Annotated in this window: 18 protein-coding genes and 2 pseudogenes; 5 read left to right on the forward strand and 15 right to left on the reverse strand. The window is 33.7% G+C overall.

Going from position 1 to position 19,171, the window contains the following annotated elements; genetic code table 11:
- Window positions 1-15 precede the first annotated feature (15 nt).
- From HFD15_RS09770 to HFD15_RS09780, 3 genes and pseudogenes are all read right to left on the reverse strand, one after another.
- Entirely contained in the window at window positions 16-1,284 is a 1,269-nt protein-coding gene (locus HFD15_RS09770; RefSeq protein ID WP_167593587.1) for a restriction endonuclease subunit S, read from the reverse strand.
- A pseudogene (locus tag HFD15_RS09775) lies at window positions 1,281-3,796 on the reverse strand (type I restriction-modification system subunit M). Before HFD15_RS09775 ends, HFD15_RS09770 begins: the two are co-directional and overlap by 4 nt.
- Before the next feature lie 59 nt (window positions 3,797-3,855).
- On the reverse strand, window positions 3,856-4,095 hold the full coding sequence (locus HFD15_RS09780; RefSeq protein WP_023164221.1) for a helix-turn-helix transcriptional regulator: 240 nt from the start codon (window positions 4,093-4,095) through the stop codon (window positions 3,856-3,858).
- Between the two features lie 287 nt (window positions 4,096-4,382).
- Here HFD15_RS09780 and HFD15_RS09785 point away from each other — a divergent pair, with 287 nt between their 5' ends.
- Entirely contained in the window at window positions 4,383-5,492 is a 1,110-nt protein-coding gene (locus HFD15_RS09785) for an SLC13 family permease (RefSeq protein WP_058208047.1), read from the forward strand.
- A 39-nt stretch (window positions 5,493-5,531) separates the two neighbouring features.
- Here the strand turns inward: HFD15_RS09785 and HFD15_RS09790 are convergent, their stop codons facing one another.
- From HFD15_RS09790 to HFD15_RS09810, 5 genes are all read right to left on the reverse strand, one after another.
- Window positions 5,532-6,128: a histidine phosphatase family protein gene (locus tag HFD15_RS09790; RefSeq protein WP_058208048.1), complete on the reverse strand. Its 597-nt coding sequence runs from the start codon at window positions 6,126-6,128 to the stop codon at window positions 5,532-5,534.
- 199 nt (window positions 6,129-6,327) lie between these two features.
- Window positions 6,328-7,131 carry an HAD family hydrolase gene (locus HFD15_RS09795; RefSeq protein ID WP_058208049.1) on the reverse strand — a complete coding sequence of 268 codons (804 nt, stop codon included), beginning with the start codon at window positions 7,129-7,131 and terminating at the stop codon, window positions 6,328-6,330.
- 270 nt (window positions 7,132-7,401) lie between these two features.
- Window positions 7,402-8,208: a Cof-type HAD-IIB family hydrolase gene (locus HFD15_RS09800; protein ID WP_058208050.1), complete on the reverse strand. Its 807-nt coding sequence runs from the start codon at window positions 8,206-8,208 to the stop codon at window positions 7,402-7,404.
- Between the two features lie 37 nt (window positions 8,209-8,245).
- The gene (locus HFD15_RS09805; protein WP_152994062.1) at window positions 8,246-8,872 is read right to left on the reverse strand and encodes a sugar O-acetyltransferase; all 627 of its coding nucleotides are present in this window, start codon (window positions 8,870-8,872) and stop codon (window positions 8,246-8,248) included.
- Window positions 8,873-8,889: 17 nt separating this feature from the next.
- On the reverse strand, window positions 8,890-9,291 hold the full coding sequence (locus HFD15_RS09810) for a VOC family protein (RefSeq protein ID WP_023164227.1): 402 nt from the start codon (window positions 9,289-9,291) through the stop codon (window positions 8,890-8,892).
- Window positions 9,292-9,524: 233 nt separating this feature from the next.
- On the opposite strand from HFD15_RS09810, the gene HFD15_RS09815 reads away from it, so the two are divergent.
- Complete coding sequence (locus HFD15_RS09815) at window positions 9,525-10,493, forward strand: ROK family protein (RefSeq protein WP_167593586.1); 969 nt, start codon at window positions 9,525-9,527, stop codon at window positions 10,491-10,493.
- A 79-nt stretch (window positions 10,494-10,572) separates the two neighbouring features.
- On the opposite strand, the gene HFD15_RS09820 is transcribed toward HFD15_RS09815, so the two are convergent.
- Complete coding sequence (locus HFD15_RS09820) at window positions 10,573-12,219, reverse strand: alpha-keto acid decarboxylase family protein (protein ID WP_167593585.1); 1,647 nt, start codon at window positions 12,217-12,219, stop codon at window positions 10,573-10,575.
- Window positions 12,220-12,353: 134 nt separating this feature from the next.
- Between HFD15_RS09820 and HFD15_RS09825 the strand changes: the two genes are divergently transcribed.
- Together HFD15_RS09825 and HFD15_RS09830 are read left to right on the forward strand one after the other, a co-directional pair.
- Window positions 12,354-12,824 (forward strand): helix-turn-helix domain-containing protein, encoded by a 471-nt coding sequence (locus HFD15_RS09825; protein ID WP_058208053.1) that lies wholly within the window; start codon window positions 12,354-12,356, stop codon window positions 12,822-12,824.
- Between the two features lie 50 nt (window positions 12,825-12,874).
- A complete protein-coding gene (locus HFD15_RS09830; protein ID WP_235586220.1) occupies window positions 12,875-13,561 on the forward strand; it encodes a LysR family transcriptional regulator in 687 nt (228 codons plus the stop codon).
- Window positions 13,562-13,735: 174 nt separating this feature from the next.
- Here HFD15_RS09830 and HFD15_RS09835 read toward each other — a convergent pair whose 3' ends face one another.
- Window positions 13,736-14,509 (reverse strand): alpha/beta hydrolase, encoded by a 774-nt coding sequence (locus tag HFD15_RS09835; RefSeq protein ID WP_058208054.1) that lies wholly within the window; start codon window positions 14,507-14,509, stop codon window positions 13,736-13,738.
- Between the two features lie 106 nt (window positions 14,510-14,615).
- The gene (locus HFD15_RS09840; RefSeq protein ID WP_012897925.1) at window positions 14,616-14,813 is read right to left on the reverse strand and encodes a hypothetical protein; all 198 of its coding nucleotides are present in this window, start codon (window positions 14,811-14,813) and stop codon (window positions 14,616-14,618) included.
- A 203-nt stretch (window positions 14,814-15,016) separates the two neighbouring features.
- Between HFD15_RS09840 and HFD15_RS09845 the strand changes: the two are divergent.
- A pseudogene (locus HFD15_RS09845) lies at window positions 15,017-15,552 on the forward strand (ClbS/DfsB family four-helix bundle protein).
- Window positions 15,553-15,607: 55 nt separating this feature from the next.
- Here HFD15_RS09845 and HFD15_RS09850 read toward each other — a convergent pair.
- From HFD15_RS09850 to HFD15_RS09865, 4 genes are all read right to left on the reverse strand, one after another.
- Complete coding sequence (locus tag HFD15_RS09850) at window positions 15,608-15,931, reverse strand: arsenic metallochaperone ArsD family protein (protein ID WP_033898988.1); 324 nt, start codon at window positions 15,929-15,931, stop codon at window positions 15,608-15,610.
- A gap of 58 nt (window positions 15,932-15,989) precedes the next feature.
- Complete coding sequence (locus HFD15_RS09855; protein WP_017864571.1) at window positions 15,990-16,361, reverse strand: ArsC/Spx/MgsR family protein; 372 nt, start codon at window positions 16,359-16,361, stop codon at window positions 15,990-15,992.
- Between the two features lie 186 nt (window positions 16,362-16,547).
- Entirely contained in the window at window positions 16,548-18,434 is a 1,887-nt protein-coding gene (gene pabB, locus HFD15_RS09860) for an aminodeoxychorismate synthase component I (protein WP_058208055.1), read from the reverse strand.
- Window positions 18,435-18,438: 4 nt separating this feature from the next.
- Window positions 18,439-19,020, reverse strand: a complete 582-nt coding sequence (locus tag HFD15_RS09865) for an aminodeoxychorismate/anthranilate synthase component II (RefSeq protein ID WP_058208056.1) — start codon at window positions 19,018-19,020, stop codon at window positions 18,439-18,441.
- Between the last annotated feature and the right edge of the window lie 151 nt (window positions 19,021-19,171).

The following is a 19,171-nucleotide window of genomic DNA, read 5'->3' on the forward strand; positions in this document are numbered from 1 at the left end:
GCTTACGCTCCTTTCTTAAATAAACATCTCATTGAGGTATGCTTTTTTAATGTTTTGTAGTTTTTCCAGCTTCTGTTGTTGAAAAGCGATGGTGGTATCTAACTGCTTAAAAAACTTAGAGATTTTATTATGTTCAATATGATTTTTAGGAATTATAATATCTATATCTTTTATCATCTCTACAGTAATATTGGCATGTGATGATGTCTTGGTTGATTTTCTAAATTGCCTTTGACCAAATTCTGATGTTAATTCGTAAAGTATGAATTCTCCTTCTTTTAAGTCATTTAGCTTACAAATTCCAACTGCGCCGCCTATAAAAGCTTTTTTCACATCATTGTATAAACCTAGATTACCTATCTTTCCTGAAATTGTTACTAATAATGAAGGTTGATCTAACAATATTCTAGGGAATTTTTCAGCAATCTTAACAGGAATGTAAAAATCAGTATTTAAATTAATATTGAAACCAGAAAAATCTTTATTTTGTATAAATGAATAAGTAGAATCATTTTTTTTATTAATTAAAGAAGGTTTTATAGTAGCTGAATAATCAAATCCTGTTTGTTTTGTAATTAATGAACACATATCTTCTAACTTACACTGTTTCCAATCATCAGTAAAGCCTGGAAAACGGCGTTTTGGCTTACGCTCACCTGCAGCAGGAAACATTTCTGACAAATAAGCTGATTTCATCGACTTCATCTTCTCAAGCTTTCGCTGTTGAAAAGCGATGGTTTGGTCGAGATTATTGAAGAACACTCCGATTTGTATTTGTTCTTCTTTTTTGGGAGTATATATTAGAAATTTTCCAACCTGCTCCAAAGACAAATTTGGTTGAGCTCCAATTGTTGGATTTCTACGAATAAAGTCTTTTACCGCTTTTCCATTAAGAGAAGTCAATAGGAAATCTTTATCAAAATCATAGCCTCTAATTATAGCCAAAGCTTGGTTGGTATTTGCTGGAAGTATCGTTTTATCAACTACACCAGTTCTTCCCAAAGTTCCTGCAATCGAAATTAAAATATCGTTTTCTTTTAATTTTGACCTTTGTAGATAGCCTTCATGTTCATCTTCAGATATCTTCGAGACTGGTGAAATGATTCCATCTGAGATATTTTCTACCTTTATGAAATTTATGCTTCCACTTCCAGACTTATCTCTAGGTGTTGTTCCTTTAGTAATCAGACTTACAAATTTACCCAACTCACGCTGTTCCCAAGCATCAGTATTTTGAAACTCCTTAAAGCGTCTTTTCGGTATTAATTTTTTATTTTCGCTCATTGATTCACCACCAATTCACTCGCAAGGGCTTCAAAGGCTTTTTCTAGCTCTGAAACTTGTGCATCAATTTCATTGAATGTTTGAGCATAACGATTTTCAAGAAGGGCGATCGTCGAAAGCTCTGCGCGCAAAGGTTTTTCAACTAGCCCTACAAGGGCATCTACTGTACCCGCAAACCACTTCTCAAACACTAGCATATCAATCTCTTCATTTGTCAGGTTTTCGATTCTTACTTCAACCGCTTCTTTGAGTTGTTTTTCTTTTTCTTTGACGGACTTATTCGTTGAACTTTTATCCGCCAGAAGTTTTTCAACACGCTTTAGCCATTCAAATTCAGATGTTCCTTTTTCTGCTATTTTCAGCTCAGCCTTGATCATTTTAGCTTCAAAAGCATCCTGTGGCTCGTCATCTTCATTCTTCTTGAGCGATTCGTAAAGGGCCTCATATTCTTCAGAGTCCTCGACTTTGGCAGCTTCTACAAGCTCAGACAATTCGCTGTCAATTTCTTGAGCTTTATTTTTCAACGCTTCGATTTCTTCTTGTTCTGAAGCAAAAAGACGTTTGGCTATCAGTTCATTTGGCACAAGCATACCAATCCAGCCATCTTGCTCTTGGCGTTTGTTCTTGCCTGACCCTTTTGTCACCATATTTGGCTCACGCGTACGGCCAATGGTATAAAAATCACTTGCTGCAATCAATTCACTGTCTTTAGTCAGACTGTCTTTCCAGATTTCAGCCACGATTTGGTAAGCACTATATGCGTCTACAAATTCAATACTAGAAACCTCTGTCTTTATCTCAGAAAGCATTTCTGACATGAGACTAATCAAATCACTATCAGGATTGACCTGACGGAGAATATGCCAATACTTAGCAACGAAACTTTCAGCAACCTTTCTCAACTCATCATTCTTTGCCAAAACTTGTGGGGCATTGATAACTTCTTCCGTCAGTTGCTCCATGCTCTTATTTAGCATCAGGTAGCCCTCGCGCAATACTTCAAATGATGAGTTTATCACTTCGGGAACACTCTTATTTAATACCAACAGTTCATCGATGTTGGACTTAGGAATTCCACCATATAAATGCGCATCTACATCTTGAGCAATCTCATCATTATCAGCTGCCACGTATCTTGGGATGTTCATATTCCACTCGTTAGCAATAATTTCCTCATGGGTCGCTAGGTGGCTATAGCCTTCAATCTCATTACGTGATGAATAAGTATCTACGATTTTGGCAATATCTTTTTCTTGTAGAACGTTTTGCTTGCCAACTTTGACAAAACCACGAGATGCATCAATGATTAAAACGGGTTCTCCAACTGGACGATTTTTCTTCAAAACCATCACGATGACTGGAATACCCGTATTGGTAAACATTCCGCTCGGCAAGACAATGATGGTATCAATTTGATTTTTCTCTAAAAGTCTTTGACGAATATCACCTTCTGAGCCACCTCTAAAGAGCACACCGTGAGGCAAGACAATCGCCATTGTACCATTTGTTCCCAAGTGGAAAAGGCCATGCAAAAGGAAGGCAAAGTCTCCCTTAGAATCAGGTGGTAATGTCCCTGCAATCTCAAAGCGAGGGTCACTAACTTTTAAGCCAGCTTTATTCCAATCCTTGAGTGAGTATGGTGGGTTCATAACAACCGCATCAAACTGTACCCCAACATTTGCTTGACTCGGATCTTCAGGCCAGTCATGAGATAGAGTATCCGCATTTCTTACCGTCATCTTTTCTGGACGTACCCCATGTAAGAGCAGTTCATACGTGTCAGGTTATAAGTGGCTGTATTTTTTTCTTGACCATAGTAAGATAAATCTTTTTGCACTTCTTTGCTCAGATGTTTTCCAACAGTTAATAAAAGTGAGCCAGAACCAACGGTTGGGTCATAGATCGATTGGATATTTGAGTTCTTAGCTGCAATTTGCGCCATTATTTCTGAAACTTGTCTTGGCGTATAGAATTCTCCGGCCTTTTTTCCTGATTCCATGGCAAACTGACCAATCAGATATTCGTATGCATCACCAAGCACATCACTCTTTTGCAAAGCAACCATATCAAGGTCAGCAAATAGATTGATTAGGGCTTTAATGCTTTTGTTACGCTCATTTAAGTTGCTACCCAAAGCAGTATCAGTCAAATCTAAAGTCGAACTTGAGAAAAGACCTTTAAAATCATCGGAGTCACCTGTTACGGCAATAGTCTTTTCGAAATTATTTAAACTATCCGTTACTTTTTGAACTTCAAAATCCCCTGTGTTGATATCCTTTACCCATTTTTGATACAGGTATTCAGGTGCTACAAAGTAGCCCAAGACTTGTTGAATCATCTTATCCAGTTCTTCCCCTAATTCTTCACGATTTTGGGTGTACTCTTCGACTAACTCTGATTCTGATATTCTGCCTAAGCCCGCAGTATTTCTAAATGTCTCTAAGGTTTTATCACTTAAAAATTTGTAAAACATTAAGCCAAGCATATAGTCCTTGTAACGGCTGGCATCCATTGAGCCACGAAGTTCCGTCGCTCCGTCCCATAGTCTGCTTTTAATTTCTTCTGATGTAATCACGCTTGTTCCCCCAGTTGAGTTGAATCTTCTTTTTTGCTACTTTCTACTTCACAAATATCTTCTATCTTACATTTTAATGCATCGCAAATCTTAGATAATGTTTCGGTCGTCACCGATTCGCCTTTATTTAGTTTATTCACGGTGTATTGGCTAATCCCAGCAAGTTCAGCTAATTGCTTTTTGCTGAGTTCCCTATCTATCAACAGCTTCCAAAGTCTTTTATAAGAAAAAGTCATAACTGCATTCCTTTCAGTTCTTTGTAAATGAATCTTTTAAAATTATATCATAATAACGATGCTTATAGGCTATAAAATAGAGCAAATACTAAATTTAGATGGTCAATGTTTTCGTTACAGTTTATAATTATCTTAATAGTGAGGGAGAGCTTATAAAATGTTTGGCGGCTCACAACAAAAATAATCTTTTTACTAGAAACAGTTAAATCTTGTAGTTTTAAAAAGAATAACAGATGTTAGTTTTATGCTAAAATTAATTAAAAATAACTTCCTGATGAGGAACTTTCATGACTACTACCTTAAAACGTATTTTTTCTGATAAAACTTTTTTATTTACTTTCGCTTTAGCGCTTTTTTCTCTTATTTTTGGGACGGTCAGAGCTTCTGATATTGATTTGAAAACCATTTTGGCTCTTTTGAGCTTGATTATTCTTATTTCTATTTTTGAAATTCTTGGTATTTTAAAATATTTTGCAGCCTTTATTATTGATAAATGTCAAAACTTGAGACAAGTGGCTTTAGTGGTGCTGCTTTTGTCTTTCTTTGGTTCGATGTTTTTTACGAATGATGTGGCGATTTTAACTTTGGTGCCGATTGTTTTTAATATAAACCGAAAAGTGAAGTTACCTAAAATTGGCTTGATTAGTTTGATGACCATTTATGCCAACTTAGGTAGTGCGATTACACCTATTGGAAATCCTCAAAATTTGTATTTGGTCTCTTATTATCATTTAAAACTTTTAGACTTTTTCAAACTCTCCATACCTTTAGGATTGGTCAGCTTATTGACTTTATTTTTATGTGCCTTATTATTTTCAAAGAAAACTGTCAAACAGCTAGAAAACAAGGTGTTTTCTATCAAAAGACGAGATCTTTACTTGTTAGGATTCACGACCTTAATTGTACTTTTGGGTGTATTAGCTCTGATTCCTGTTTGGATTTCTTTAATTGCAAGCTTGATCTGTGCTTATCTTATCGAGAAAAAAGTTTATCAAGAAGTGGATTATGGAATCATCTTAACTTTTATCAATTTCTTTATTATTGTTGGCGCGCTTGGGCGTATTCCTTTGATTCATGATTGGCTTCATCAGCTGATGAATAATGACCTCTCTATTTTCTTTACCTCTATCTTATCTAGTCAGATCATCAGCAATGTTCCTGCTGCTGTCTTGCTATCAAAATTTACCGGACAACTTTCTCCTTTATACTTGGGAGTGACAATCGGTGGTTTAGGAACACTAGTGGCTTCTTTGGCTAACTTGCTAGCCTTAAGGCAATATCAATTGAATGTTAAAGACCAATCTACATTAAAATTTTTCGGTCTTTTTACGTTTTTAAATTTTCTCTATCTACTTGTTTTTATCGGAATTGGGATTTTATTTCTTCGACAGTATTGATAAAAAAATCAAATCAATTTCTGATTTGATTTTTTATTATTAATAATGTGCCGTAGAGTTTAAGAGTTTTAATTTTGCTTTATTATTTTCTACTTCTATGATACTCAATGATGTCGAGCTAAGATCCATCTCACCATAAAGTTCTTTGTTGTTTAATAAGAGAGAAATCAGCATTCTAATCGTTATGCGATGAGAAACGATTGCGATTTTGCCTGAACGCTCCCTGAGTCCTTCTTCTTTGATAAAAACTTTTAGTCGAGCTTCAAGTTGGGCAAATGATTCACCATCTTTAGATGGAAAGTAATTAAAGGGGTGATTGAAGAAATTATTCCATTCTAGAGGAGCGAGCTTTTCAATTTCTTGATAAGTTTTTCCTTCCCACGCGCCCATAGCGATTTCACCTAGCAAATCTGATGAAGTTTTCTTTTTATCACCAAATATTAGTCGAGAAGTTTCCAGAGCTCTAGGACTTGTACTTGAGTAAATATGATTAAAATAGTGTTTATTCAGCTCTTTACCTAATGATACTGCTTGCCCAACTCCTTCAACTGTCAAGTCAGAATTGAGTGAACCTTGCATTTTCTTTTCGAGATTCCACTTTGTTTGTCCATGTCGTATTAAATAAATTTCTAGCATTTTTTTACCTCAAAAATTATTTTAGTAAAATAAATAGCTTTTTAAAAATACATTTTAATTAAGCAGATATAAGAAAAAGTTATGAGTCTTGCTATCAAAAGTAATGTAGTAGATAATCTTTAATAATAAAACATAAAAAGGACAATAGGTGTTATTGTCCTTTGCATTTTAATCAGTTAACTTAGATCTATGATTCCTTTCATTTTTGTAAAAGTAACAACTTTTCAATTGTTTGAAGGACGCCACTCTCTTCATTTGATTTTGTTATGAAATCAGCTTTTTCTTTTACGATGTCAAAGGCATTATTAACGGCAAAGCTACATCCAGCGGCTTCTAATAGTTCAATATCATTGAGCCCATCGCCGAATGCAATTGTTTCTTCTTTCGTTACCCCAAGAATATGTTGTAGTGCTTGAACGGTGGTTCCTTTGTGGACATTATAGTTGGAAATATCAATCCATGCTGCTTCTGAGGCCACGATATAGGCTTGTGCTTCAAATTCGGATAGCTCTTTAACATTTTCAAATGCTCTCAGTTTTTGATCAAAAACGGTTATTTTTACAAAGTCTTCCTCAATATTTTGTAAATCTGTCTGTTTTTTGACAACGGTATAGGACTTTCTTATTTTTTGAGCATCCTCTTCAGAGACTGTTGACTTGATATAGGCAGCAGTTGGGGTACAAGCGATAATAATATGATCTGATGCAATATTTTCTAGTTTTTCAATAATTTGAAGTCCTAACTTGTTTGGTAATAAGGACTCATAAATATATTTACCTTCATGTTTAATTCGTGTTGCACTATCACCCAATATCCAGATATTTTTAGAAATATCCGTATCAAAGAGTTCTTCAACCCGCTCGCATTGTTTACCAGTACAGGGGGCAAAAATAACATTATTCTGGTCCATCATTGTCTTTACCTTCTCGTAGTAAGACTGATCAAAACTACCGCTTTTGTTTAAGAAAGTACCATCTAAATCTGTAAGTACAAGTTTAATCATATTATTATCTTTCTTTTATTAGTATTTCTTTGTTCAGGAATCTGAGTTAAGAACTAGCCACTTCATTTTAAGACAGTAAATCAAATTGAAGAAAAGATTTATTGCTACTTAGATCTTTATAATGCGCCTTATGCTTGGTGAGAGCTCTACAATAATGTTTCTATAGGAGGTCAAAATTATAGTTGTTCATTATAATATCAATTATTTACTCTTAAGTTTACTGCCTTAGAATGAAGTGGTTTTTACTTGTTCCTTCCACTTCATAAAGTTTTAGCCTAATTTATCAAATAAAGCATTGATAGTAGAAATTACTCCGTTCTCATCATTTGATGGTGCTTGATATTTTGCTACTTGATTCACTTGTTCACTTGCATTAGCCATAGAATAACTATAGCCGGCGAGCTCTAACATTTCTAAATCATTATTGCTATCACCAAAAGCTAGAAATTGTTCGGGCTTAATTTCCCATTGATTCAATAAATGCTTAAGTGTGTTCCCTTTGTTTACTTCGTTTGCAATCAAATCAACACTTCCATGTCCACTATATACGGCTTTTAGTTGAGAATTATTCTTTTCATTCATTAAATCAATAATCGAAAAAGCATTTTTATCCTCTAATTGAAGGGCGATTTTTACCCATTCATCATCTGGAAGGTCTTGAAATGAATCGATTTCTTTGAGTGCAAAATAGTATTTTGCTGCTTCTTTTTTCAAGTCAGTGTTTTCGCTCTTGAGGATATAGGCAGATTGTACACCACAAAGAATAATTCCAACTTTGTAGGAAGTATTTTCTAAAAGAGTCAAAGTATCCTGAATAATTGGTTTGGCAATGATATTTTTTATTAATAAATTTCCCTTTTCAAATACGAGTCCGCCATTTTCTGAGACAAATGTTATTTCTCGCCAAATTTCTGGGAAAAAAGAACTTATTTGAGCGTACTGATTTCCACTTGCTACCACAAATCTCACATCTTTCGCTTTTAATTTTTTAAAGAGTTCAAGGAATGCTTTTCTGTCGTAGTCATTATTTGAATTAAGAAAGGTTCCATCCATATCCACGGCGATTGCTTTAATCATACATTATCTCCAATTTAAAAAATATATTGATTTATTTCTATTTTTCTTTTAATCTTGATTGATATTCTTCTTTTTTCTTGTTCCAATAGCGCTTGTCCTCTTCATTGATTGCTCGGATAAGCTGAGCTGGATTTCCTCCGACAATTGTATTGGCTGCAACATCTTTCGTTACTACTGCGCCTGCAGCAATGATTGAGTTTTTACCAATGGTCACTCCTGGAAGGATAGTGGCATTCCCACCAATCCATACATTATCTTCAACCGTGATAGGCAAGCCAAATTCAAGTTCTTCTATTCTAATTTGAGGATCTATTGGATGACCTGCCGTATAAAAACTGACACGTGGACCCACCATAACATTATTGCCAATCTTTATTTTATTAACATCTAAGAAAATACAATCCATATTTGCATAGAAATTATTTCCAATTTCTACGTGTCGGCCATAATCCACCTGAAATGGGGGAGTTACATACAGGTTGTCCCCTGTTTTCCCAAAAACTTGCCGTTCTAAAGCAACGATTGTTTCTTTTTCTTCAATCGGAGTATTATTGATTTTTTGGATAATCTTCTTGCCGTGGATAGATTTGTTTTCTGGCAAAATATTCCCAGCAAGGTATAAGTTACCTAACAACATCTCTTGATAATCAAAATCAACTGCCAAAACCTCTTACCCACTCTCTATTTTTTATGTTCTTCATCTAGTGTTGTCGTGAGTTCAATCAAATTCCCTTCAGGATCTTGAATAACTGCTTCATAATAGCCATCCCCCGTAGTACGAGGGCCGTTGAGTAATGGATAACCATCTTTTACAAATCTTTCAGCATATTCATCTACTGCTTGTTTATCACCTACTGCAATGGCGATGTGGGCATATCCTAAACTCTCAGCAATTCTATTTGATAAGAATTTTTTTGTTGTGACTTCCATTCGACTTCCTGAGTCAAAGGTTAAAAAGTAAGATTTGAAGCTTGTTTTTTGATTATGGTATAAATCACTTGAAGTGACATTAAAATATTTTTCATAAAAAGCTTTTATTTTTTCAATATCCTCAGCATAAATCGCTACGTGTTCGATGTGCATTCTGTTTCTCCATTTTCTAGCTAGCTTTATCCAATTGCTGGATAATCTTTTAAAAATAGTGGTATAATGATTCTAATGGCAATGATTGCTCCTTTTATTAAGAATAATAAGAGCAAGCCGATTTTTTTAAATAAACTTTATTAACAAACTTTAATAAGTTGATTTCATTATATCTTTTTTATCAAAATTAGTAAAGCGTTTTTATTTTGAAAAATGATCATATAAGGAGAATTATGAAAGCCTATAAACCTAAAAATATCAAAGAACACAATAAGGAACTAATTTCTGATTACATTAAAAATGCTCATTTACCACTTACAATTCGTCAAATATCAGATGGGACTCAACTCAGTGTTGTAACAATTAATAAACTTATTGTGGAACTGATTGAAAGTGATACCATTAAATCTCTTGATAAACATGCTAAAACTGGCGGTCGTTTCGCAACAGCCTATGAATTTAATGCTACTAAGGAATTAATACTAATCCTTCAATTTATCGAAAATGATAAAAATTTAGTGGTCAATTATCATATTGTCGATCTTCTGGGAAATGTCATTGAACAAAAAAATTTAAAGACTAATAATTTAGACGAGCTTCTGCTTAATATTAATCATTTTAGAAGTGTTTTTCCTCAAATCGTTTTAATTACTTGTGGTATTACTGGGGTTGAGATTGATGGAGAATTACGTATTATGGATTTTTCACCGCTTAAAAATGTCAATCTCGCTAAAGAAATTAGAGATTCAACTCAGATTGAAACCATTATCGAAAATGATATTAATGCCGCTACTCTAGGCTATGCTTTAGAGGAGAATGAAGTTTTATCAGGCGTTTATTTTCCAGAAAAATTTCCGCCGGGTTCTTCTTTGATTATTAATCAAACTATTTTTAAAGGAAGTAATAATATCAGTGGGGAAATAAAATATCTTCCTACTTTTAGAAATGCTGAATTTCCATTGAGTCAAAAAGAGATTTATCTAAAAGTATTTGATTCGATTCAAACAATTATCGCAATGTATGCCCCTCATCAATTAATCATCTTTATTCCTCAGGTTTGGGAGAAACTCTTAAATATAGACAAGATAAAGGATGAACTCAGAGAGATTTTTCCTAAAGGAACTCTTCCGCAAATGGAATTTTCTTCCAACTTCTCTAGTTTATATTTGGCAGGCTTAATTAAGTTGTCTTTGAGAAACTAAGGTTTTCTAAAGAAAGAGGGATTGATTTAGTCAACAAAAAAACATTAGGTATTTCCTAATGTTTTTTACTATTTATAAATTATGATTTATTTTGTTCAGCAAATAGTTTGCCCATTTTTTTCAGTACTTTTGGTGCATCTTCTTTTGCCAAAATTAACTCAATCCAGTACATTCTATTTGGATCTGCTTGAGCTTCTTTCATGACAGACACAAATTCATTTTCAGTTCTAACGATTTTTGAGACTACTCGATCTTCTGTTGCTCCAAACGATTCTGGTAATTTTGAGTAATTCCACATTGGAATATCATTGTAGCTTTGATTTGGTCCATGAATTTCTCTTTCAACTGTATAACCATCATTATTGATAATAAAGCAAATTGGATTAATTTTTTCTCTGATTGCTAATCCTAATTCTTGCACTGTAAGTTGAAGTGAACCATCACCAATAAATAAAAGGTGTCTGCTTTCTTTATCTGCAATTTGGCTTCCTAATGCTGCTGGGAATGTATATCCAATTGATCCCCATAAGGGTTGACCAATAAAATGACTCTTTGGTTTTAAGAAAATTGATGAAGCGCCAAAGAATGATGTCCCTTGTTCAGCAACGATTGTTTCATTGCTTTGAGTTAGGTTTTCAACTGCTTGCCATAGGCGGTCTTGTGATAAAAGCGCATTTGATGGAACAAAGTCTTCTTGCTTTTTATCGATATATTTTCCTTTGTATTCTATTCCGCTTAGGTCTAAGAGAGAGGAGATGAGGGATTCAAAATCAAAATTTTGGATGCTTTCGTTAAATATTTTTCCTTCATTTATATTCAGTGAAATCATTTTATTTTCATTTAAATGATGAGTGAAGGCTCCTGTTGAAGAGTCTGTGAGTTTAACTCCAAGCATCAGGATGAAGTCGGCTGATTCCACGAATTCTTTAAGATTAGGTTCTGAGAGTTTACCATTATAGATTCCTAAAAATGAAGGGAGAGTTTCATCAACTGAACTTTTTCCAAAGTTTAATGTCGTAATAGGGAGTTTTGTCTTTGAAATAAATTGAGTGACTGTTTTTTCTAAGCCAAAACTAATTATTTCATGTCCTGTAATCACGATTGGTTTTTTGGCATTTTTCAAGCTTTCTTGAATTTTGTTCAAAATCTCTTGGTCACTTGTATTTGAATTTGGATTTTCTTTTTTCAAAGGGAGTGAGGGTTTCTCTGCTTTTGCAGCAGCAACATCAACTGGTAAGTTGATATAGACAGGTTTTCTTTCTTTTAGTAGTACGGAAAGTACTCGGTCAATTTCAACGGTTGCATTTTCTGCTGTCAGTAAAGTTCGAGCTGCTGTAACAGGTTCGTGCATTTTCATAAAGTGTTTAAAATCACCGTCAGCCGGCGTATGATGAACAAATTTTCCTTCATTTTGAACTTTTGATGTAGGTGATCCCACTATTTCTACTACTGGTAAATTTTCGGCGTAACTTCCTGCTAATCCATTAACTGCACTCAATTCACCTACTCCAAAGGTTGTAAGAAATGCGGCAGCTTTTTTAGTACGAGCATAGCCATCAGCCATATATGAAGCATTTAATTCATTAGCATTTCCGACCCATTTCATATCCTTGCGGGAAATAATTTGATCTAAAAATTGTAAGTTATAGTCTCCAGGGACTCCAAAAATTTCTTCAATTCCTAACTCGTGTAATCGGTCTAATAGGTAATCTCCTACTGTATACATCGCATTCCTCCATATTTTATTATATATTGGTCAATCAACTTGACATTTATAGAATAACGCTTTTCTTTAAATAAGTCAACGATATTGACTTATTTAAATTATCAAGTATAATAGACTAATAAAAGGAGTGAGCTATGACTAAAGAAAACTCAGGAATAGACGATAACTTAAATTTTACTAGAGATTTGGCTTTATTTTACTTCGGATACCGTGCATTTATTAAACAAGAGGACGACCTAGTACTTTCTTACGGAATTCGTCAAGTACATCGGCGAATTATATTTTTCATCGGAAGACTTCCTGGCTTAACTGTTAATGAATTACTTGAAGTGCTTGATATTTCTAAACAAGCTTTGAACGGTCCTATGAATGATTTAAAAGAAAAAGAGTTGGTTTATTTCAAGCCAAATGAAAATGACAAAAGAATCAAACAGCTTTATCTGACTGAACAAGGAATTATGTTAGATGAACGTATGAATGAAAATCAAATCAATAAAATGAAGCAATATTTTAGTGAATCTGGCGATAAAGAGGGCAGTTTTTGGACTAAGGTCATGGAATTATATGCCAATGAAATTGGTGAAAAATATGTCAATCGTTTATAAGGTCTTAATCAGACTACTATCAATTACAAGTGAAAGTTAAATAGATATCAATGAATACACATCAGCTTGAAATTTTTTATCATGTCGCAAAATTTCAGTCAATATCAAAGGCAGCCGAGGCACTTTATATCAGTCAGCCAGCTGTCAGTAGCCAAATCAAAAAGCTTGAGTCTGCTTATGGCGTTCACCTAATCGAAAAAAATGGTCAGGGAATCCAGCTGACAGCTCTTGGAATTCAGCTTTATGAAATTATTCGCTCCTTTTTTGAGAACGTCATTGTTTCCGCAGAATCGCTCTTAAAAAATTCTTCTGTTCTCCGGATTTCAGGAAATTTTTTAATAACAAATTTTGTAATTCCTCAAATTTTCGATCATGAAACTAATCAGGCTAACTTAATTATCAAAAGCACTTCTTCTTTTAATGCGCTGACAGAATTGAAAAATGGTTACTGTGATTTGGCATTGATTAGTGCTTCTAGTCAGCCCGTTCTGTCAGCAGATATTTCGGTCAAAAAAATTTTTGATGATGAAATTATTTCTGTCAGTAAAAAACCACTAGAAAGAGAAGTCACTTCTCTTATTGTCAGTAAAAGTAAAATTGATGTTTACAAAATATTGGAAAAAAATAATCCATTATTTTCACACTTACCTTATACTGCAGTTGAGTCGACTCAAGATGCCTCTCAAATATTAATATTAATAAAAATAGTGCAACTTTCATTTCTGCTCGTTTTCTAAAATATTTTGAAAAAGATTATAACTATCACTATACTGGAGTTAAAAATGGTTTTTATGCCCTCTATAAATCAAACAATTTTCATACTGATGAAATTTTAAAGCTTATCGAAATGATAAAGTCTTCTACTAAATAAATTAAAAAACAATCAACTACTGAGTTGATTGTTTTTATCATTAGATATAACGTTTCAAAAAGTTTAAAAGATTAGGCCAAATGTCATCAATATAAGCTTCCCCATGTCGTGAACCGCTAAGTAGGCAAGTTTCTACGGGAATTTGCTCTTGTCGCAATAGTTCTGCTAATTTTTGATGTTCATAAGCAGGAACTAGCTCATTCATCGAGTTGCAAAGCAAGGCCGGTCCACTCTTTTTAGTTACTTTAGAAAAAATAGAGGCCTTTTCTAAACTATCATCATTTATTGACGCCAGTAAGTTTTCGATAATCCACTTATAGTAAGAATCATTGGCTCCCGCTTGGTCAATCTTCTTACTGGGTAAGTCTGGGGCAATGATTAATTGTTTAGGAATCGTTTCCTTATGATTTTCATAAAATCCCTTTAAATCTAAAAGTCCTGACAGACTGACAAAGGGGCGACCTTTTGTCAGTCCCAAATAAGCAGCTAAATGTCCACCTGTTGAGCCACCAATAAAGGCGATATTATCAGCCTTGAAATCTGGGACATTTTTAAGAAGCCAAGTGTAGGCAGCTTCAACGTCCTCATCTTGGGTTGGAAAAAGATTTTTAGCTTGTGTGGCCAAACGATAATTCAGAGCTGCAACCTGATAACCTTCGGTAGCTAATCCTGTAGCAACTTCTTTTTCTTTGCCTTTGTCTCCTTGCCACCAACCACCGCCATGAATCAATACTAAAGTTTTTCCGTTCCATTCTTTTGGCTGATAGAGGTCAAGCGCTTGTAATTCATCTTCACCATAATTAAAAGTTTTCATCTTATTTCCTCCTAACTAAATTGTATTTCTAATTCAACTATCACAAGACCTCCTCAAAGTTAGTTTGAGAAGGTCATTTTGTTTCTTAATTTCGTTTGTAAATAGATTATTTGTTTAATTTGAAGTACAAATCAGCAATATTACCTGTAAAATCATAAGGTTTTTCATCGATAAGAACTTCAACTACTTTTGCAGAATCATCAATTGCTGGAATTTCAAGGTTTTGTTGACGAATAAAGTCATTAGCATCAATAAATTCTTTGTTCAATGTGCGACCATCCAAAGTTTTAAATGTAATTTTCATTTTATCACCTCTTTCTAATTGATTATAGTCCTAAAAAATGATGGAGTCAAATAATTACGAATATTTGGTTTAGAGAGAACATCCAACTAAATCTAAAAGAAAATTATCGATAAGCTCTTGTGAAAATCTTAATTTTGGATGTCATTTTGAAAAGGTATTCAAAAATGATAAAATGTACTTAATATATTCAAGGAGGGATTATAATGGCAAGAGCCCAATCCAAAGAGGAATTAATTACTTTTTCTGAAGAAAGTTGGCAGAAATTATGTTCACTAATCAATTCATTAAACGAAGAAACAAAAAATACAAATTTTACCTTTAAAGTTGAAGATAAAAAAGAAAAGCATTGGGCAAGAGATAAAAATCTAAGAGACGTCATGGTTCATCTCTATGAGTGGCATCAGTTATTAATCAACTTTGTCAAAAAAATAAAAGAGGAGAGAAAACGCCCTTTCTGCCCTCTCCTTATAATTGGAAAAATTATGGTGAAATGAATGATAATTTTCAAATAAATGGGCAAAAAAAATCATTATCTGAGATAACACAACAACTTTCTGAAAGCCATATGGAGCTAATCACCCTCATTGAAAATTTTTCAAACAAAGAATTGTTCACAAAAAAATATTTTGATTGGACAGGTTCAACTAGTCTGGGTCAATATTTTCAGTCTTCTATGTCATCGCACTACGAGTGGGCTTATAAAAAAATTAAATTACACAAAAAAACCTCAGAACTATGAGGTTTTTTATTTTTATTATTAGTTTCTTGAATTTAATCATTTCTGTCAGTAAATTTTACTGACAAGAACAGTCCTGACAGTCTTCTTCACATCCGAGATTTTGAAAACTTAAGCCCGTGATTTCTGTCAAATCTTCCACCGTTGGATAGTCACCAATCAATGTAATTTCTCCATCTACAAGGGTCAGAGGTAAAACATCCTTTTTTTCCAACATCTGTGTCACTTGAGGATAGTTTTGAAAAATTTCCGGCTGATTTTTTAAATTGTAACGTGCCATTTGCAAGTCTTCACCACATTTAAAAGTGGCAAAAACTTGGGTTAATGTCATCATTTCATTACTAAATTCGGGAATATCTTCCTCAAAAAGTTCAATTTTCATCTTAATGTCCTGTCTTTTGTCATTAAAATTATTATATCAAAAGAGCAGGTCAAATTCACTAACGGAGACGCCAAGGAATAAAGGTCCGAATATCTTCGTTATTATAACCTATAAGTAAACGACGGTCATCAAAAGTAATTGGTGAACGTAATAATTGCTGATTTTTCAAAATAAATTGAATCATTTGTTCCGTCGAAATTTGGTCCATATCACAAGAACTTCTTAATTCTGAATAAAGTTTGGGTGCTTTTGATTCCGAAACAATAATTTCCTCAAAACCTTTATTTGAAAGCTCTAAGACTCTGACAATATCTTCTTTACACAATGAAGTTTTGGAAATGACAACATAAGGAATATTTCGCTTTTTAAACCAACTGGTAACGCGCTCAGCTGACTGGTTTGAACTTGATTTTTGGTAGATTTTAATCATCTTCACGCTCCTCTCCTTTATAAAATCTATTGTAACTCATTTTTGCGATTAAAAATTCAGACTTGAGATGTATTTCTTAATTTTAATTTATTTTTGTCAGTAAATTTTTAGAATATTTTTACTGACAGATTCTGTCAGTAATTTTTGCCCCAAAAAAGCCCTGGTTAGTAAAACCAAGGACTTATATTAGGAAATTCCATCAATTTTTATTTCAACTAATCCTCTGACAGCATTTGTCATATAAAAACGATCGTAAGTTTTCAAATCAGAAAGGGCAATATCTTTATATATTAGCGTATGATTTTTCGCAAATAAATCTAAAAAAGTTCCTTTTAGAGCATATTTGGCTGGCGTTTCGTACTGATTACCCTTTTTTGCCACAAAATTTCCGATTGATAATTCACTGACCAAACCATCTGTATGAAATAGAATATCTTGAAACCCTTCTTTTTTCGCTTCTAAGACTTCCTGACGAAAGACCTTTTGAAAATCTGGGCCTGAAAGTTTAAAGTTAGACAAAAGACTAGGTTTGTCATTAATTGACGACAGTTTAACTCGATAGGCCTCATTTGAATGCGTCAGCTGACGAATCTCAGGGGTCAAAGAATCTCCGTCAGTACTGACACGTAAAACTCCGTCAGTAACATTTTGGGCAAATTTTCTCAATTTTTCTTCCAAATCTGGATGATGGTATTGTTTTTTCAAGCGATTGATATGACCCTCTAAATTTAACAATTCACCATTTTTTACAAGACCTGTTGTAAATAAAATACTTGGAACATCTTTCAGGCCTAAAATATCTAAAAAGGGTTTTGCTTTTAGTAAAATCTCTGAAAACTCTGCTTCTGCTTCGCTCTCAAATGTAATTCCACCCCCTACACCAAGCTGATAATGCTCACCATCATGAACTAATGTCCGAATCACGATGTTCATATCCATATCCATTTCTCGACTTAACCAACCCTGCATCCCTGTATAAATTCCTCTAGGTTGTTTTTCAACTTCCTTAATAATCTCCATTGCCCGCTTCTTAGGTGTACCTGTGATTGACCCTCCCGGAAATAAAGCCGTCATAAATTCTGAAAAAGTCAAATCTTCTTTAATTCTACTTTTTATTGAAGTCACCAGTTGATGAACATGAGAAAAAGTTTCAATTTCTGTAAATTTAGGGACAGACAAAGAAAAAGGTTGACTAATTCGGGCAATATCATTACGCAATAAATCCGTCACCATCAGTAACTCAGACCGTTCTTTACTACTATTGGAAAGTATTTCCTTTTGTAATCTATCAGCTACAACCTTTTCTCCTCTGGCAATTGTTCCTTTAATTGGTTTTGAAATTAATGCTCCATCATGAATAGAAACAAAGCGTTCCACTGAACTTGAAATTTGCGTCATTTTCCATTCAGGATATTGTAAAAATGATGAGAAAGGAGCTGGAATTTGTTTCCTTGTTTTCTTAAAAACATCAATAGGTTTTTGATCGGACCAAATTTCAAATTGTTGCGTCAAATTGGCAACATAGATATCGCCAGCCTTCATATAATCTTGTAATTTTTTTATTGAAGCAATATATTCTTGCCTAGTTTGGTCAATAAAAACAGCACCTATGCCATTCTGACCATCAAACTCAATCTCTGAATCCACTTCAATTTCTTCCGATTCAGTCAGCCAATATTGGCCATCAGTTTGTTCAAATTGCACGACACGTAACAGTTTTGTTCTATGGTCAAAAAGTAAAACTTCATCATAAGCTGCAAAACAAGCCGGATCTTGCTCATAACTTACAAAACCCAATAATTCTGGATAAAAAGGCCAATTTTTAGGTCGTTCAACTCTCTCATCCTTCAGCAAATCTACCGCATCTAAAAAATTGAACTTCTTTTTTTCACCATTAAAAAACACTTGACCCTTATATTTTGAAACCTTTTTATAAGGTTTATGAGCTAAAATACTATAATGCTCATTTTCGGTCACCTGACTACTATGTAAAAAAACAATTTCTTCATCTGACCGATAATATTTTAGGAAAATTTTCCAAATATCCGTATTTTTTATTATAAATTCCTTCAAAAGACTACACCACTTTCAAAAAATTATTTAACATTTCATGACCATATTCAGTAACTAAACTTTCTGGGTGAAATTGTAAAGCCCACAATTTTAATTTTGGCTGATGAATGGCCTGAATAACACCATCCTCACTCTGCGCATCAATTTCAAAATCATCAGGTAGTTTATCGACAATCAACGAATGATAACGTGCAACTTTCAAATTTTGTGGAAGTCCTTTAAAAATTCCTTGACAATTATGACGAATGACAGAAATTTTCCCATGCATTGGACTCTCACCAAGAACAACATTTCCCCCAAAACATTCAGCAATGACTTGCTGACCCAAGCAAATTCCTAACATAGGAATTTTTCCAGCGTATAGTTGAACTACATCCCTACTAAAAACGGCTTCTTTTGGTGTTTTTGGACCTGGAGAAATGATAATCGCATCATAATTTTCACAAATAAAATCCGGAGAAATTCTAATTTTCTGACTCATTTTCTCTTGGTCATTAACCACTGTTACACTACAATCTAATTCCTCAAAATACTGTGCAAGCAAATAAGTAAATGAATCATAATTATCAATTAATAGCAATTTCATTTCAGCCTCCTTTTTTAATTATACTAAAATATTTATTAAGTTAAGTATTTTAATCAACCTAATTTCAAATCTATAAAGACAATATTCCCTCATAAATTAATTAATTTACATATTTCAAAAAAGAACTAAAATTAAGTCCTTTTTTGAAAGT

Origin of the sequence: Lactococcus sp. EKM203L (assembly GCF_011800585.1) — a bacterium.
Lineage (GTDB): Bacteria > Bacillota > Bacilli > Lactobacillales > Streptococcaceae > Lactococcus > Lactococcus lactis.

Bases quoted from the DNA above. Each gene is read 5' to 3' on its own strand.
- HFD15_RS09820 (WP_167593585.1), bottom strand. From the start codon at position 12,219: ATGTATACAGTAGGAGATTACCTATTAGACCGATTACACGAGTTAGGA.
- HFD15_RS09790 (WP_058208048.1), bottom strand. From the start codon at position 6,128: ATGCTAGAAATTTATTTAATACGACATGGACAAACAAAGTGGAATCTC.
- HFD15_RS09855 (WP_017864571.1), bottom strand. From the start codon at position 16,361: ATGATTAAAATCTACCAAAAATCAAGTTCAAACCAGTCAGCTGAGCGC.
- HFD15_RS09840 (WP_012897925.1), bottom strand. From the start codon at position 14,813: ATGAAAATTACATTTAAAACTTTGGATGGTCGCACATTGAACAAAGAA.
- HFD15_RS09785 (WP_058208047.1), top strand. From the start codon at position 4,383: ATGACTACTACCTTAAAACGTATTTTTTCTGATAAAACTTTTTTATTT.
- HFD15_RS09830 (WP_235586220.1), top strand. From the start codon at position 12,875: ATGAATACACATCAGCTTGAAATTTTTTATCATGTCGCAAAATTTCAG.
- HFD15_RS09780 (WP_023164221.1), bottom strand. From the start codon at position 4,095: ATGACTTTTTCTTATAAAAGACTTTGGAAGCTGTTGATAGATAGGGAA.
- HFD15_RS09815 (WP_167593586.1), top strand. From the start codon at position 9,525: ATGAAAGCCTATAAACCTAAAAATATCAAAGAACACAATAAGGAACTA.
- HFD15_RS09835 (WP_058208054.1), bottom strand. From the start codon at position 14,509: ATGAAAACTTTTAATTATGGTGAAGATGAATTACAAGCGCTTGACCTC.
- HFD15_RS09825 (WP_058208053.1), top strand. From the start codon at position 12,354: ATGACTAAAGAAAACTCAGGAATAGACGATAACTTAAATTTTACTAGA.
- HFD15_RS09800 (WP_058208050.1), bottom strand. From the start codon at position 8,208: ATGATTAAAGCAATCGCCGTGGATATGGATGGAACCTTTCTTAATTCA.
- HFD15_RS09770 (WP_167593587.1), bottom strand. From the start codon at position 1,284: ATGAGCGAAAATAAAAAATTAATACCGAAAAGACGCTTTAAGGAGTTT.
- HFD15_RS09795 (WP_058208049.1), bottom strand. From the start codon at position 7,131: ATGATTAAACTTGTACTTACAGATTTAGATGGTACTTTCTTAAACAAA.
- HFD15_RS09865 (WP_058208056.1), bottom strand. From the start codon at position 19,020: ATGAAATTGCTATTAATTGATAATTATGATTCATTTACTTATTTGCTT.
- HFD15_RS09810 (WP_023164227.1), bottom strand. From the start codon at position 9,291: ATGCACATCGAACACGTAGCGATTTATGCTGAGGATATTGAAAAAATA.
- HFD15_RS09850 (WP_033898988.1), bottom strand. From the start codon at position 15,931: ATGAAAATTGAACTTTTTGAGGAAGATATTCCCGAATTTAGTAATGAA.